Source organism: Bradyrhizobium sp. USDA 4516 (assembly GCF_054055915.1).
Genome location: NZ_JBSRXT010000001.1, coordinates 131,688 through 147,065, shown reverse-complemented (window position 1 = coordinate 147,065; position 15,378 = coordinate 131,688). Strand labels below are relative to the sequence as shown.

Sequence of the window (15,378 nt, the reverse complement as noted above, 5' to 3'; positions counted from 1 at the left end):
AGCTTGCCATAATCGTCTAGAAGGCGCACAGCGCGTCCCGGCAACCAACCGTCAATGGTTTTGCCCGAGGATTTTGGCGCTCAACAGGGTCTGGCAATGCTGATTCGCGGCCAAATTGATGGGATTTCAGGGGAGGTGGCCCAGGCTACCGCCGCGATCCCTGCCGCAGCGCCCACCCTGCTTATTGGCGGCCTTCTTCTTACCTGCCCCTGAGGGCCGGCTGGGCGTTTGCGCCTGGGCACTCAGGGGTTTGTACGAGATCACCGAACCCTGATATCGCCCAAGTAATTGCTCAAGGAGCAACATGACGGGCGCAAAGCTCAAAGGAATTTCTGACATGGCCACCGCGAACAAGTCCGAGAAGGACCGCGTCATCATTTTCGACACCACCTTGCGCGACGGCGAGCAGTGCCCCGGCGCCACCATGACCTTCGAGGAGAAGCTCGAGGTCGCCGAACTCCTGGACGACATGGGCGTCGACGTCATCGAGGCCGGCTTCCCGATCACCTCGGAAGGCGATTTCCAGGCGGTCAGCGAGATCGCCCGCCGCTCCAAGAACTCGGTCATCGCGGGCCTGTCCCGTGCCCATCCGGCCGACATCGACCGCTGCGCCGAAGCCGTGAAGTTCGCCCGCCGCGGCCGCGTCCACACCGTGATCGCGACCTCGCCGCTGCACATGCGGGTGAAGTTGAACAAGACCCCCGAGGAAGTCATCGAGACCTCGGTCGCGATGGTCGCCCGCGCCCGCAACCAGATCGACGACGTCGAATGGTCGGCCGAGGACGGCACCCGCAGCGAGATGGACTATCTGTGCCGGATCGTCGAAGCGGTGATCAAGGCCGGTGCCACCACGGTGAACATCCCCGACACCGTCGGCTACACGGTGCCGGAGGAATACACCCACTTCATGCGCACGCTGATCGAGCGCGTGCCGAACTCCGACAAGGCGATCTTCTCGGTGCATTGCCACAACGACCTCGGCATGGCGGTCGCGAACTCGCTGGCCGGCGTCGTCGGTGGCGCGCGGCAGGTCGAGTGCACCGTCAACGGCATCGGCGAGCGCGCCGGCAATGCCGCGCTGGAAGAGATCGTGATGGCGATCAATGTGCGGAACGACAAGTTTCCGTTCTGGAACAAGATCGACACCACGCAGCTCACCCGCGCCTCGAAGGTGGTGTCCGCGGCCACCTCGTTCCCGGTGCAGTACAACAAGGCAATCGTCGGCCGTAACGCGTTCGCGCATGAGAGCGGCATCCATCAGGACGGCGTGCTGAAGGACGCCTCGACCTACGAGATCATGCGGCCCGAGATGGTCGGCCTGAAGCAGTCCTCGCTGGTGCTCGGCAAGCATTCCGGCCGTCACGCCTTCATCCACAAGCTGGAGGAGATGGGCTACAAGCTCGGCGCCAATCAGCTGGAGGATGCCTTTACGCGGATGAAGGCGCTGGCCGACCGCAAGAAGGACATCTACGACGAGGACATCGAGGCGCTGGTCGACCAGGAGATGGCGGCCGCCCACGACCGCATCAAGCTGACCTCGCTGACCGTGATCGCCGGCACCCATGGCCCGCAGCGCGCGACCATGAAGCTCGACGTCGACGGCCAGATCAAGATCGAGGAGGCCGAGGGCAACGGCCCGGTCGACGCCGTCTTCAACTGCATCAAGCGCCTGGTGCCGCACGAGGCCAAGCTGGAGCTCTATCAGGTGCACGCGGTGACCGAAGGCACCGACGCGCAGGCCGAAGTCTCGGTGCGTCTGGCCCATGAAGGTCGCTCGATGACGGCCCGCGCCGCCGATCCGGACACGCTGGTCGCCTCCGCAAAGGCCTATCTCGGCGCGCTGAACAAGATCGTGATGAAGCGCCAGCGCGACGTCCCGGCCAAGGCTGCGGGCTGACGAGCGCGGTCGACCGACAGGTTGAAACGCGGCGCCCTGGCGCCGCGTTTTTCGTTTGGGCGTGCAGATCTAGAGCGAGAGTCCTCCGTCATTGCGAGCGTAGCGAAGCAATCCATCTCTCCGATTCCTGATACATGGATTGCTTCGTCGCTTCGCGCCTCGCAATGACGGCGGTAGTTGGCCAGATTGGAATAAAATTAGACCATTTCGGTTACCGTTGGAATTATTTACCAATATTCCGCTCCATCCCGCATTGCTTTGGAATCTTCCGCGCCATCTCCAGCGCTACGCTGCGTTCTTTCCCGGGGAACGCCGTCCATGCCGATCTCCTCCATCGTGACAGACCTTCCGCGCGCCGCCACGCCGGCGGAGACCGCGCTGACGCGCCGGGTCGACCTGACAACGCTTCGCCTGTTCGTCGCGGTCTGCGACGAACAGAACCTCACCCGCGCCGCGCAGCGCGAGGGGATCGCGGCGTCGGCGGTGTCGAAGCGGATGAACGATTTCGAGCTGGCGTTCGGCGTTACGCTGTTCAAGCGGCTCGCCAAGGGCATGGCGCTGACGCCGGCGGGCGAGGCGCTGCTGCACCACGCCCGGGTGACGCTGCTCAATGTCGAGAAGATCGCGGTCGAGCTGTCGGAATATTCGCAAGGCGTGCGCGGCCATGTCCGCATGCTCGCCAATCTCTCGGCGATCGTGCAATACCTGCCCGAGGATCTCTCCGCCTTCTTCGCCGCGCATGAATTGCTCCGCGTCGATCTGCAGGAGCGGCCGAGCGGGCAGGTGGTGCGCGGCATCGAGGAGGGCGCGGCCGAGATCGGCATCTGCTCGGCCGAGGCCGACAGCCGCGCGCTCGAGGCCTTCCATTATCGCTACGACAATCTGGTGGTGGTGATGCGCGCCGACCATCGGCTGGCCGGCCGCGAGACATTGCTGTTCACCGAGACGCTCGATTTCGACCATATCGGCTTGCACACCGCGAGCTCGATCTATCTGCGCTCGCAATATGCGGCGACGCAAGCCGGCAAGGCGATGCGGCTGCGCATCAATGTGCCCGGCTTCGATGCGGTCTGCCGCATGGTGCAGGCCAATATGGGGCTCGGGCTGATCCCCGGCCGCGCCTTCGAGGTGGTCGGCGCCGGCATGGGCCTTCGCGCGATCCCGCTGCGCGACGATTGGGGACGGCGCGAGCTGAAGATCGTGGTCCGCGACACCGCGCATCTGTCGGCAACCAGCCGTCTGATGCTGGACTATCTGCGGGCGGCGGAGGCGGGGAGCGTGGCGCGGATAGGCGTGGCGCAGGTGCGCTGAGCCGGATATTGCACCAGCCTCACGATCTCCCTGCAGAATCTTCATGCAGCCGGGGCCTTCCGGTTGCCGCTTCGCGGGTTAGGTAGTGGTACGATTCACTGCAGCGGAGTGCCGGCGCGCATGAATCGTGACGCCATTGGCCGTCCAGTGCATGCATCCGGGACGCTACACAGGGCAGGAGTGCGATGATGGCGGACACGATTTCCGGCATTCGAATCCCGGACAGCAAGATCGCGCGGGAGGCCGCCGAGTTGGTGCGGCAATATGAGACCGAGATGTTGTTCAATCACTCGGTCCGCGTGTTTGTGTTCGGCGCGCTCAAGGGCGCCAGGCAAAATCTGAAGTTCGACGCTGAACTGCTTTATGTTGCCGCGCTGTTTCATGATCTCGGCCTTGTCGATCATTTTCATACCGAGACCAAACGGTTTGAAGTCGACGGCGCCGATGCGGCGCGCAAGTTTCTCAGGAGCCACGGCATCGCCGAGCCCAAAGCGGACCTGGTGTGGGAGGCGATCGCCTTGCACACCACGCCCGGCATTCCGCAATACATGCGGCCGGAGATCGCGCTCACCAATGCGGGCGTATTGGTCGATGCCGTCGGCGTCGGATACGATGACTACACCGCCGAGCAGCGCGACGGCGTCCTTGCCGCGTTGCCCCGCGGCGATTTCAAGAACGAGTTCATCGAGGTTCAGACCTGCTCGGCCCTGAAGAAGCCGCAGACCACGTTCGGCACTGTCAATTTCGACTTCGTCGCGGAGCGCGATCCCACATTTCACAGGCCGAACGCCTGCACCCGGATCCGCAACACGCCGTGGCCGAGCTGAGTGGGGCGGCGGACGTTAGAGCGTTTTCGAGCGAAGTGGACGCCGGTTCGCGTGAAGAAAACGCGTCAAAACAAGAATCTAGAGCTTCGGTTCTGATTCAATCAGAACCGATGCTCTATCCGCCGTCGAGCGCGGCGAGGCGGTCGGCTTCCGCGATGTCCTCGACGGTATTGGCATTGAAGAACGGATCCAGCGGCTCGGTCGGCCACTCGACCGTTGCGAGCGGATAGCGCGCGGTCCAGCGGTCGATCTTGCGCACGTCCTCGACGACAAGCGCCTTGCGCAAGTCGTTCCGCAGGCGCACGCTCCAGAGGCCGATGACGGGATGCGTCTGCCCGCCGGATGAAGCGACCGCGAGCTCGGCATTCTGCGCTCGACGCGCTTCTTCGAGGCGCGTGACGAGATCGCGCGGCAGAAACGGACAGTCGCCCGCGGCGCTGAGCACCCATTGCGCATCCGGCCGGTTGGCGGCGGTCCAGTCGAGCGCGGCCAGGATGCCGGCGAGGGGACCGGGATAATCGGCGACATCGTCGGCGACGACCGGAAGGCCGAACGTGGCGAAGCGCGCCGGGTCGCCATTGGCGTTGATGATCAGCCCACTGCATTGCGGAGCGAGACGGTCGATCACCCGCTGCAGAATGGTGCGGCCCGCGATCTTGCGCATCGGCTTGTCGCCGCCGCCCATCCGGCGCGCGAGGCCGCCGGCGAGCAGCACGCCCGGGATGCTAGTCCCCGGAATGTCAGTCATTGTCGGTCTCGCCCTTGCGCTTGTGACGCATCGATTCCTCTTCGACATAGTCGAGGTTCTGGTCGTAGACGATCCGCTCCTCACCGGACAGCGCGATGAAGCGCTTGCCGCGGGCGCGACCGACCAGCGTCAACCCGACCTGCCGCGCCAGATCGACGCCCCATGCCGTGAATCCGGAGCGCGAGACCAGGATCGGGATCCCCATCCGCACCGTCTTGATCACCATCTCCGAGGTCAGCCGCCCTGTGGTGTAGAGAATTTTGTCGGCGGGATCGACATTGTGCCGGTAGATCCAGCCCGCGATCTTGTCGACGGCATTATGCCGGCCGACGTCCTCGGTGTAGCACACCGGCGTCGCCTCCTTGCACAGCACGCAGCCGTGAATGGCGCCGGCTTCCAGATAGAGCGAGGGCATCGTGTTGATGGTGTGCGTCATCCGGTAGAGCCAGGAGGTTCGCAGTTCGGCCTTCGGCAGCGCGACCTTCTCGACGGCTTCGAGCAGGTCGCCGAACGCCGTGCCCTGGGCGCAGCCCGAGGTCTGGGTGCGCTTCTTCAGCTTGGCCTCGAAATTGGTGTGGTGCGCGGTACGCACCACGACGACCTCGAGATCGTCGTCATATTCGACCTCGGTGACGACGTCGTCGTATTTGAGCATGTTCTGGTTCAAGAGGTAGCCGAGCGCGAGGTATTCGGGGTAGTCGTTGATCGTCATCATCGTGACGATCTCCTGCGCGTTGAGGTACAGCGTCAGCGGCCGCTCGACCGGCACCTTGATCTCGGTCCGCGCGCCGGTCTGATCGACGCCGACCACGCGCTCCGTCAGGCGCGGATCGTCCGGATCAGGAACAATGATGGGAGCGGTGGTTTTCTCGGGCACTGCTTGACGTCCAGATGGGTTCACATGGCATCGCAGCTGGGGATATAAGCACGTTCGGAGACTGACTGGCGACTCTCCGCCGCGTCGCGGGAACTGCCATCGATCGGTCCGGCTTTAAGGATAACGCCGCAGTTCGCGATCCGGGTCGAACAAATCTTGTCGATGGCGAGGACTGAGGGAGATCATGGCGCAGCTTTCGGACGACTGCTTCGCATTCGGCGGACCGATGATGTCGGTCGATGAGGCCGTCGCGATCATCGCCGCGCGGGTCAAGCCTGTTGGCGAGACCGAAGCCGTTGCCCTGGTGGATGCGGACGGACGCATCCTGGCCGGCGACATTGTCGCGCCGCTTCCGCTGCCGCCGTTCAAGAATTCCGCCGTCGACGGCTACGCGGTATCCGGCGCGGACCTGCCGGCGAGCGGCGAGCGCGCGTTCCCCGTTGCCGGACGGGTGCAGGCGGGCGCGTCGGCGCAGCCGGCGCAGCCCGGACAAGCGGTGCGGATCTTCACCGGCGCGCCGATGCCCGAAGGCACCGACACCGTGTTCATGCAGGAAGACGTGCGGATCGACGATTCCGGGCGCGTGATCCTGCCGTCCGGCCTGAAGGTCGGCGCCAATGTGCGCCCCAGCGGCGAAGACATTCCGCGCGGCCACGTCGCGCTGGCGGCGGGCCGGCGGCTGCGCCCGCAGGATATCGCGGTAGCCGCGGCCTTCGGGCTCACCACGCTCGATGTGGTGCGTCGGCTTCGCGTCGGGGTGTTCTCGACCGGCGACGAACTAGCCGCGCCCGGCAGCGCGCGCGCCGAAGCGCAACTGTTCGATTCCAACCGTTTCATGCTGATGGCGATGCTGCGGCGGCTCGGTTGCGAGGTCGGCGATCTCGGCATCCTGCGCGACGAGCGGGCCGAGCTCGCCGCGGCGCTCAAGCAGGTCGCGCGGCGCTACGACCTGATCCTGACCACCGGCGGGGTCTCGACCGGCGAAGAGGACCACGTCAGGGCCAGTATCGAACAGGCCGGCTCGCTGGTGCTGTGGCGGATGGCGATCAAGCCCGGCCGCCCGGTGGCGATGGGAATCATCGACGGCACCCCGCTGATCGGCCTGCCCGGCAATCCGGTGGCGAGCTTCGTCACCTTCGTTCATGTCGTGCGGCCGACCGTGCTGGCGCTATCGGGCGCTGTGCCGTCCCCCTTGCTGTCGATGCCGGTGCGGGCGGCCTTCAGCTACAAGAAGAAGAGTGGTCGGCGCGAATATGTCCGCGTCTCGCTGCGACGGGCGACGGACGGTACGCTGGAAGCGAACAAGTTTCCTCGCGAGGGAGCCGGTCTACTGTCGTCGCTGATCGAGACCGATGGACTGGTCGAACTCGGCGAGTCGGTGGTGCGGGTTGAACCTGGCGATGCCGTCGGCTTTCTCGGCTACGCCGACCTGCTGTGAGAGCTGAAACGCGGTCGGGACCGCGCAGCGCGACGGGTGCGCGATAGCAAAATCAGATCGCCCGATAGGCAAACATAAACAATGGCCTACGCGGCAACCCGACGCTGCTAGAGACGTTCTAAAACTGCTTGCCTCTGGCATACCAGAGAATAGAGTTCGTCGAAGCAGTGCAATTCGCGCAAAGCGTGGTTCCCAAGGCGAGGCTTCATGAGTCGAGACGACGTTCACAAGGTTCGTGCGTTCGAGCATCCCGGACAGGGCAGGAAGCGAGCGAAGGCCACGCCCAAGGGACGCCAGATCGACCCCGTGGTCGCCCATGAGATCGAGACGCTGCTCGGCGATCGTCCGAGGCGGCGCGACCTCCTGATCGAGTATCTGCATCTGATCCAGGACAAATACCATCAGATCTCGGCGGCGCATCTTGCCGCGCTCGCCGACGAGATGAAGCTGTCGTTCGCCGAAGTGTTCGAGACCGCCACCTTCTACGCGCATTTCGACATCGTGAAGGAAGGCGAGGCTGACATCGCGCCGCTCACCGTACGTGTCTGCGATTCGCTGACCTGCGCGATGCTCGGCGGCGAACAGCTGTTGAAGGATCTGCAGAACCGCGCCGGCCCCGGCATCCGCGTCGTGCGCGCACCGTGCGTCGGCCGCTGCGACACCGCGCCCGCTGCCGAGGTCGGCCACAACTTCGTCGATCATGCGACCGTCACCAATGTGCTGGCGGCGGCGAAGAGCGGCGACACCCATGTGCACCTTCCGCCATATGTCGACTACGACGCCTATGTGGCGGGCGGCGGATACCGGCTGCTGGCGCGCCTGCGCTCAGGCGAGCTGCCGCGCGAAGACCTGCTGAAGGCGCTCGACGATGCGTCGCTGCGCGGCCTCGGCGGCGCCGGTTTTCCGACCGGCCGCAAGTGGCGCGCGGTGCTCGGCGAACCCGGTCCGCGCTTGATGGCGGTGAACGGCGACGAGGGCGAGCCCGGCACGTTCAAGGACCGCTATTATCTCGAGACCGATCCGCATCGCTTCCTCGAGGGCATGCTGATCGGCGCCCACGTGGTCGAGGCGCCCGAAGTCTACGTCTATATCCGCGACGAGTACCCGGCCTGCCGCGAGATACTCGCCCGCGAGATCGCGAAGCTCCCGCCGGGTGGTCCGACGCTGCATCTGCGGCGCGGCGCCGGTGCCTATATCTGCGGCGAGGAATCCTCGCTGCTGGAATCGATCGAGGGCAAGCGCGGCCTGCCGCGGCACAAGCCGCCATATCCGTTCCAGGTTGGATTGTTCGGCCTGCCGACGCTGATCAACAACATCGAGACGTTGTGGTGGGTGCGCGACATCGTCGAGAAGGGCGCCGATTGGTGGAAGAGCCACGGCCGCAACGAACGCCACGGCCTGCGCAGCTTCTCGGTGTCGGGACGCGTCAAGAATCCCGGCGTCAAGCTCGCTCCCGCCGGCATCACGCTGCGCGAGTTGATCGACGAGTTCTGCGGCGGCATGGCCGATGGCCATACCTTGCAGGCCTATCTGCCGGGCGGTGCATCCGGCGGCATCCTGCCGGCGTCGATGGACGACATCCCGCTCGATTTCGGCACGCTGGAGAAATATGGCTGCTTCATCGGCTCCGCCGCCGTGGTCGTGCTCTCGCAGGCCGATGACGTCAGGGACGCCGCGCTGAACCTGATGAAGTTCTTCGAGGACGAGAGCTGCGGGCAATGCACGCCGTGCCGCGCCGGAACCGAGAAGGCGGCGCTGTTGATGCAGCAGCCGGTCTGGAACAAGGAACTGCTCGACCAATTGAGCCAGGCGATGCGCGATGCGTCGATCTGTGGCCTCGGTCAGGCGGCCTCCAATCCGCTGACCTCTGTGATCAAATATTTTCCGGACGGCTTTCGTCCGCAGCAAGCCGCCGAGTAGGCGCGGCCGAGCAGACGAATTTCGACGAGGATTTGAATGAGCAACAATCAGAACTCAGGCCTGACGATTCAGTTCGAGCTCGACGGCCAGCAGGTCGAGGCGCGGGCCGGCGAGACGATCTGGCAGGTCGCCAAGCGCCAGGGCACCGAGATCCCGCATCTGTGCTATTCGCCCGCGCCGGACTACAGGCCGGACGGCAACTGCCGCGCCTGCATGGTCGAAATCGAAGGCGAGCGCGTGCTGGCGGCGTCCTGCAAGCGGACGCCGACGGTCGGCATGAAGGTGAAGTCGGCCAGCCAGCGCGCCGTCGCGGCGCAGAAGATGGTGATGGAGCTGCTCGTGGCGGACCAGCCGGCGCGCGAGACTTCGCACGATCCGGACTCGAAATTCTGGCACTGGGCCGAGAAGACCGGCGTGACCGAAAGCCGCTTTCCCGCGACTGAACGCTGGCACGCCGACACCAGCCATCCGGCGATGAGGGTCAATCTCGACGCCTGCATCCAGTGCGGCCTCTGCGTGCGGGCGTGCCGCGAGGTGCAGGTCAACGACGTGATCGGCATGGCCTACCGCAACCACGACGCCAAGATCGTGTTCGACTTCGACGATCCGATGGGCGAATCGACCTGCGTCGCCTGCGGCGAGTGCGTGCAGGCCTGTCCGACCGGCGCGCTGATGCCGGCGGTCATGCTCGACGACAAGCAGACCCGCGTCACCTATCCGGACAAGAAAGTGGATTCGCTGTGCCCGTATTGCGGCGTCGGATGCCAGGTCACCTATCAGGTCAAGGACGAGAAGGTGATCTACGCGGAAGGCCGTGATGGTCCCGCCAATCATAACCGGCTCTGCGTCAAGGGCCGCTTCGGCTTCGACTACATCCATCACCCCAATCGCCTGACCAAGCCGCTGGTGCGGCTGCCCGGCGTCAAGAAGGATGCCAACGACCAGGTCGATCCGGCCAATCCTTACACCCATTTCCGCGAGGCATCCTGGGAAGAGGCGCTCGATCTGGCCGCCGCGGGCCTGCGCAAGATCCGCGACGAGAAGGGCGCCAAGGCGCTGGCCGGCTTCGGCTCGGCCAAGGGCTCGAACGAGGAAGCCTATCTGTTCCAGAAGCTGGTGCGCACCGGCTTCGGCTCCAACAATGTCGATCACTGCACGCGGCTGTGTCACGCCTCGTCGGTGGCGGCGCTGTTCGAGGGATTGAGCTCAGGCGCGGTGTCGGCGCCGTTCGCGGCCGCGGCCGACGCCGAGGTGATCTGGGTGATCGGCGCCAATCCGACCGTGAACCATCCGGTCGCCGCCACCTACATCAAGAACGCCGCCAAGCGCGGCGCCAAGCTCTATGTGATGGACCCGCGCCGGCAGACGCTGTCGCGCCACGCCACGCAGCACCTGCAATTCAAACCGGGCAGCGACGTCGCGATGCTGAACGCGATGATCCACACGATCATCACCGAAGGCCTGACCGATGAGCAGTACATCGCCGGCTATACCGAGGGCTATGACGAGCTGAAGGCGAAGATCCAGGAGTTCACGCCGGAGCGCATGTCCCAGATCTGCGGCATTCCGGCGGAGACGCTGCGCGAGGTCGCGCGCGCCTATGCCCGCGCCAAATCGTCGATCATCTTCTGGGGCATGGGCATCAGCCAGCATGTCCACGGCACCGACAATGCGCGCTGCCTGATCGCGCTCGCGCTGATCACCGGCCAGGTCGGCCGCCCCGGCACCGGGCTCCATCCGCTGCGCGGGCAGAACAACGTGCAGGGCGCCTCCGACGCCGGCCTGATCCCGATGTTCCTTCCGGACTACCAGCCGGTCGGCCGCGACGATATGCGCGGCGCCTTCGAGAAACTCTGGGGGCAGGAGCTCGATCCGGTGCGCGGCCTGACCGTGGTCGAGATCATGAATGCGATCCACGCCGGCGAAATCCACGGCATGTATGTCGAGGGCGAGAATCCCGCGATGTCCGATCCCGACCTGCAGCACGCGCGCGAGGCGCTGGCCAAGCTCGATCATCTCGTCGTGCAGGATCTGTTCGTCACAGAGACCGCGTTCCACGCCGACGTCATCCTGCCGGCCTCGGCGTTCGCCGAAAAGTCCGGCTCCTTCACCAATACCGACCGCCGCGTGCAGCTGGCGCGCGAGGTGATCAAGCCGCCGGGCGATGCAAGGCAGGATCTCTGGATCATCCAGGAGATCGGCAAGCGGATGGGACTGCCCTGGAACTATGCGGGGCCGGGCGAGGTCTTCACCGAGATGGCCGAGTTGATGCCGTCACTGAAGAACATCAGCTGGGACCGCCTGGTGCGCGAGGGCGCGGTGACCTATCCGGTCGACGATCCCGACAAGCCCGGCAACGAGATCATCTTCACCACCGGCTTCCCGACCGAAAGCGGCCGCGGCAGGATCGTGCCGGCCAAGGTGATCCCGCCGGACGAACTGCCCGACGACGAGTACCCGATGGTGCTGTCGACCGGCCGCGTGCTCGAACATTGGCACACCGGCTCGATGACGCGCCGTGCCCAGATGCTGGACCAGATCGAGCCCGAAGCGGTCGCGTTCATGACCCCGAAGGACATGCGCAAGAAGGGACTCGCGCCCGGCGACTTCATCCGTCTCGAGACGCGCCGCGGCGCGGTCGAGGTCAAGGTGCGTGCCGACCGCGACGTGCCCGAGAACATGGTCTTCATGCCGTTCTGCTACGCGGAAGCGGCGGCCAACCTGTTGACCAACCCGGCGCTCGACCCGTTCGGCAAGATTCCGGAGTTCAAGTTCTGCGCGGTCCGCGCCGAGAAGATCGATATCCGGACCGCGGCGGAATAGCGGTCCGGGGACGAAGCGCGGAAAGCCGCCCGCCGGCTACTCGCTCGCCCGACACAGCACCGCAAGCACCGTCGATCGACGTCCGCTCAGAGCGTAAGAGCGGGGCGTCGCTGCGGCGTGGACCCATGTCGCCCTTTGCCCCAAAGCGGACCCGTTTGAGAGCCCGGAAGTTGCCATTTCCACGAGAACTCGCGTATGCATGACGTGCAGGATCGCAGTGTGAGAAATTCAGATGACGATGGAGCTGAGGGGCGCGAGAGGCGAGGGATTTGCGACGATTGCCGCTGATGGGCGCGTGCTGGATTCCTGGTTTCTTCAGCTGCGCCTGGTCGCGGAGGCCGACAAGACGGCAACGGTCCCTCTCACGAAGGACGAGGTCAGCAGATCGTTGGGCGAGTCGGCGGACGGATATGCGCGACACGACGACATTCGCAATGTCGACATCGTTCCAATCCGTGCAGAAATTGGCTCCCTTGCATCTGCGCCGACGGACGTGCACGACGCGTATCTTCGACTCCATCTGCTGAGCCACCGGCTCGTCCAGCCGAATTGTCTGAACCTCGAGGGAGTTTTCGGTCTCTTACCTAACGTTGCCTGGACGACCCTCGGTCCCTGTGAGTGCTCCCGTGTACCGGACGCGCGAATGGAGGCACGAAAGCGTGCCCTCGCATTCGAGGTGACAGGCGTGGATAAGTTTCCGCGCATGACCGATTATGTGACGCCAGCGGACGTGAGAATTGCAGATGCGGATCGCGTAAGGCTCGGCGCCCACTTGGCCCCGGGCACAACCGTCATGCATGAAGGCTTTTGCAATTTTAACGCGGGCACGCTCGGTCCCTGCATGGTCGAAGGCCGGATCAGCGCCGGCGTGGTTGTGGGAAGCGGCAGCGACGTTGGTGGCGGAGCGTCGATCATGGGCACTCTGTCCGGAGGAGGGAAAGAGAGGATTACAGTCGGTGAGCGCTGCCTGATCGGAGCCAACGCCGGTATCGGCATTTCATTGGGTGACGATTGTATCGTCGAAGCGGGCTGTTATGTCACGGCAGGCGCGCGCATCCTTTTGGAAGATGGCCGAGTCCTGAAAGCCAAAGAACTCTCGGGCCAGAAGGGCCTGCTTTTTCGTCGGAATTCCCAGAGCGGCGCTCTTGAGGCAACCAAGCGTACGCCAAATTGGGACGGCCTCAACGCGCAACTTCACAGCTAGTGTCCCGAATCCGAAGTTCGCATCATTTGCCGCACCTTCGGAGCGAACTTCGGATTCGATAAGGACACTAGCAAACTTATGATTCTAGTGTGCTTTATGAATGCGAAGTTCGTGAAAGTGGCTGCCGCGAAATCGCACGAACTTCGCATTCAGCACACTAGTCCCCGTCCGTCAGGGGACGATCACCACTCGGATTGCGATCTGTTTGGCGCGATCGCTGTTCACCACCAGTATGGCCACCGCCACGCCTCATAGAGGCGCCACGACGACACCAGGGGCGGGGCGTATGGATCGACCCGGTCGTCTTCAGGGCGATATTGATATCGTGGAACAATATAATAGTCCCACGGAGTTGGCCTTATCACGGGCGTCGGGATAATGACCCTCCTTGGTTCATGAACGACTTGTGCCTTCCGCGCCCGGGCTTCAGCACCAGACGTCCCGAGGTTGCACAGCACGAGGGCCGCTCCGAGAGCGCACGCGACGGTCATTATCTTCATGCATCGGCCTCCTTTGCCTGAGAGTGCAAAAGGACTCAAAGCAAGGCAAGCTAATTCGCTCTCGGCCGGCTTGAATGACTGCTTGTGGACCGTAGCCGACCTTTGCTCAGAAGGGCCGCGCGGAAGCCGGAGCTCGCCCACATGATCGATATGAGTACGCGCCCCGGTTCGGCTCTAACTCGACAGGTCTCAGTAGTCCCAGAACACCGGCACCCAACGGAAGGCGTCACCCTCGACCGCGACATGTCCAACGGACGGGAACGGCATATGCGTGGCAACCAGCAACTCCCGGTTCGCCGCCAGTTCCCGCAACAGACTGATCCGGGCGCGGGCCGCCTCTTCGGGATCGTGTTCGAAGCCATTGTGCCATTCGGGGTGCTCGAACCCGACCGCGAACACGAGGTCACCGGCGAATGTCAGCCGGTCGCCGCCGGACGCCAGACGAACGACGCTGTGGCCGGGAGTGTGGCCGCCGCTGCGACGGACGACCACTCCGGGCGCCACCTCGTGCTCCTCGTCGAACAGCCGCAGCTGGCTCTGGTATTCCTTCCTGAACCGCTTGGCCGTCGCACGAAGCGCGTCGGGGAAACCCGGCGGCATCGAGACGCGGGAGAAATCGGGCGCCTCCCAGAACTTGACCTCGGCAGCCGCCACATGGATCCGCAGGTCCGGACGCAGCCGCTCCTTCACGCCCTCGACGAGCAGCCCGCCAACGTGGTCCATGTGCATGTGGGTCAGCACCACGTCGGTCACGGACCCAAGATCGATGCCGGCCGCCTCCAGTCGCTTGACCGTCTGCCCGGCCTTCGGCAGGTGCAGGTCCGGGTCCGACCCCAGCCCGGCGTCGACGAGGATGGTTTTCCCGCCGCTTCGCACCACGACCACGTTCAGCGCCCAGTCGAACGCGTCCGGCGGCAGGAACATGTCGTCCAGCCAGGCCGCGCGGACGGCCGGCTCGGCATTGTGCGCCAGCATCTTGGTCGGCAGCGGCAGCACCCCGTCGCTGACGACCAGCACGTCGATCTCGCCGATCTTCAGCGCGTAGCGCGATGGCACCAACTCGTTTGGCCCCGGCTGACCGGCGTGCGAGACATTGTCGAGGTTCATGCTTGCTGAGTATTGCGGATCATCTGGTTCATCGTTGAAAACTCCTGCGTTCGATACTGATGTTCGATCCCGGCGGGCCGCATTGTTTCCGCCCGTGGATTGGACATGGTGGTGATCTAACGGATCGGGTGGGGCGCCGCCCCAGAGCGGTTGCCGTCGCTGTAGAGCGATTGCTGCCAACGCATGCGGGCCGCCGCACGCGAGCGCTGGGGACGAAACGGGAGGCAGCAGGCCATCGCCATGCCCCTAGCCACGTGCGACACTTCGGATTGGCGAAGCCGGTTCAACCCAGGACTAATATCTCCTCGTCGAGACCCCGGAATACGAACGTTCGGAGCAATTCATGGCCAAGCATCGGATCTATACAACGAGCTTCGCAAGCGTTTACCCGCTCTATGTCGCGAAAGCGGAGAAGAAGGGACGCACCAAAGCGGAGGTTGATCAGGTGATCTCCTGGTTGACCGGCTACGGTTCGAAGGAGCTGGAAGCTCAGTTGGAAAAACAAACCGACTTCGAAACGTTCTTCGCAAAGGCGCCTGAAATGAATCCTTCGCGGGCCTTGATCAAGGGCATGGTGTGCGGTGTCAGGGTTGAGGAAATCAAAGAGCCGACCATGCGGGAAATTCGTTACCTGGATAAACTGATCGATGAGCTGGCGCGTGGAAAGGCCATGGATAAAATCCTGCGGAGGGAATGACGCCTGATCGACCGGATTCCGTTCGCCGG

General features: G+C 64.3%; 10 protein-coding genes and 1 pseudogene. 8 read left to right on the top strand and 3 right to left on the bottom strand.

Features of this window, described 5'->3' with window-relative positions; translation table 11 throughout:
- The first annotated feature begins 337 nt into the window (after positions 1 to 337).
- The 3 genes from ACVI1L_RS00685 to ACVI1L_RS00675 all read left to right on the top strand — a co-directional run bounded on the left by ACVI1L_RS00685 (position 338) and on the right by ACVI1L_RS00675 (position 4,035).
- A complete protein-coding gene (locus ACVI1L_RS00685) occupies positions 338 to 1,897 on the top strand; it encodes a 2-isopropylmalate synthase (protein ID WP_038383406.1) in 1,560 nt (519 codons plus the stop codon).
- A gap of 318 nt (positions 1,898 to 2,215) precedes the next feature.
- Positions 2,216 to 3,208, top strand: coding sequence for a LysR family transcriptional regulator (locus tag ACVI1L_RS00680; protein WP_057015078.1), 993 nt, complete (start codon positions 2,216 to 2,218; stop codon positions 3,206 to 3,208).
- Between the two features lie 188 nt (positions 3,209 to 3,396).
- The gene (locus ACVI1L_RS00675) at positions 3,397 to 4,035 is read left to right on the top strand and encodes an HD domain-containing protein (protein WP_157348181.1); all 639 of its coding nucleotides are present in this window, start codon (positions 3,397 to 3,399) and stop codon (positions 4,033 to 4,035) included.
- A gap of 115 nt (positions 4,036 to 4,150) precedes the next feature.
- Here the strand turns inward: ACVI1L_RS00675 and mobA are convergent, their stop codons facing one another.
- Positions 4,151 to 4,783, bottom strand: a complete 633-nt coding sequence (gene mobA / locus ACVI1L_RS00670) for a molybdenum cofactor guanylyltransferase MobA (protein WP_456782041.1) — start codon at positions 4,781 to 4,783, stop codon at positions 4,151 to 4,153.
- A complete protein-coding gene (locus tag ACVI1L_RS00665) occupies positions 4,776 to 5,660 on the bottom strand; it encodes a formate dehydrogenase accessory sulfurtransferase FdhD (RefSeq protein ID WP_082653657.1) in 885 nt (294 codons plus the stop codon). Before ACVI1L_RS00665 ends, mobA begins: the two co-directional genes overlap by 8 nt.
- Positions 5,661 to 5,844: 184 nt before the next feature.
- On the opposite strand from ACVI1L_RS00665, the gene ACVI1L_RS00660 reads away from it, so the two are divergent.
- From ACVI1L_RS00660 to dapD, 4 genes are all read left to right on the top strand, one after another.
- Positions 5,845 to 7,098 carry a molybdopterin molybdotransferase MoeA gene (locus ACVI1L_RS00660; RefSeq protein ID WP_456782040.1) on the top strand — a complete coding sequence of 418 codons (1,254 nt, stop codon included), beginning with the start codon at positions 5,845 to 5,847 and terminating at the stop codon, positions 7,096 to 7,098.
- 207 nt (positions 7,099 to 7,305) lie between these two features.
- Positions 7,306 to 9,018, top strand: coding sequence for an NADH-ubiquinone oxidoreductase-F iron-sulfur binding region domain-containing protein (locus tag ACVI1L_RS00655; RefSeq protein ID WP_456782039.1), 1,713 nt, complete (start codon positions 7,306 to 7,308; stop codon positions 9,016 to 9,018).
- Positions 9,019 to 9,054: 36 nt separating this feature from the next.
- On the top strand, positions 9,055 to 11,841 hold the full coding sequence (gene fdhF, locus ACVI1L_RS00650) for a formate dehydrogenase subunit alpha (RefSeq protein WP_456782038.1): 2,787 nt from the start codon (positions 9,055 to 9,057) through the stop codon (positions 11,839 to 11,841).
- Between the two features lie 232 nt (positions 11,842 to 12,073).
- The gene (gene dapD / locus ACVI1L_RS00645) at positions 12,074 to 13,045 is read left to right on the top strand and encodes a 2,3,4,5-tetrahydropyridine-2,6-dicarboxylate N-succinyltransferase (protein WP_057015083.1); all 972 of its coding nucleotides are present in this window, start codon (positions 12,074 to 12,076) and stop codon (positions 13,043 to 13,045) included.
- 689 nt (positions 13,046 to 13,734) lie between these two features.
- Here the strand turns inward: dapD and ACVI1L_RS00640 are convergent.
- Positions 13,735 to 14,684, bottom strand: a pseudogene (locus ACVI1L_RS00640) (MBL fold metallo-hydrolase).
- 311 nt (positions 14,685 to 14,995) lie between these two features.
- Between ACVI1L_RS00640 and ACVI1L_RS00635 the strand changes: the two are divergent.
- Positions 14,996 to 15,349 (top strand): DUF2200 domain-containing protein, encoded by a 354-nt coding sequence (locus tag ACVI1L_RS00635; protein ID WP_057020632.1) that lies wholly within the window; start codon positions 14,996 to 14,998, stop codon positions 15,347 to 15,349.
- Positions 15,350 to 15,378 lie beyond the last annotated feature (29 nt).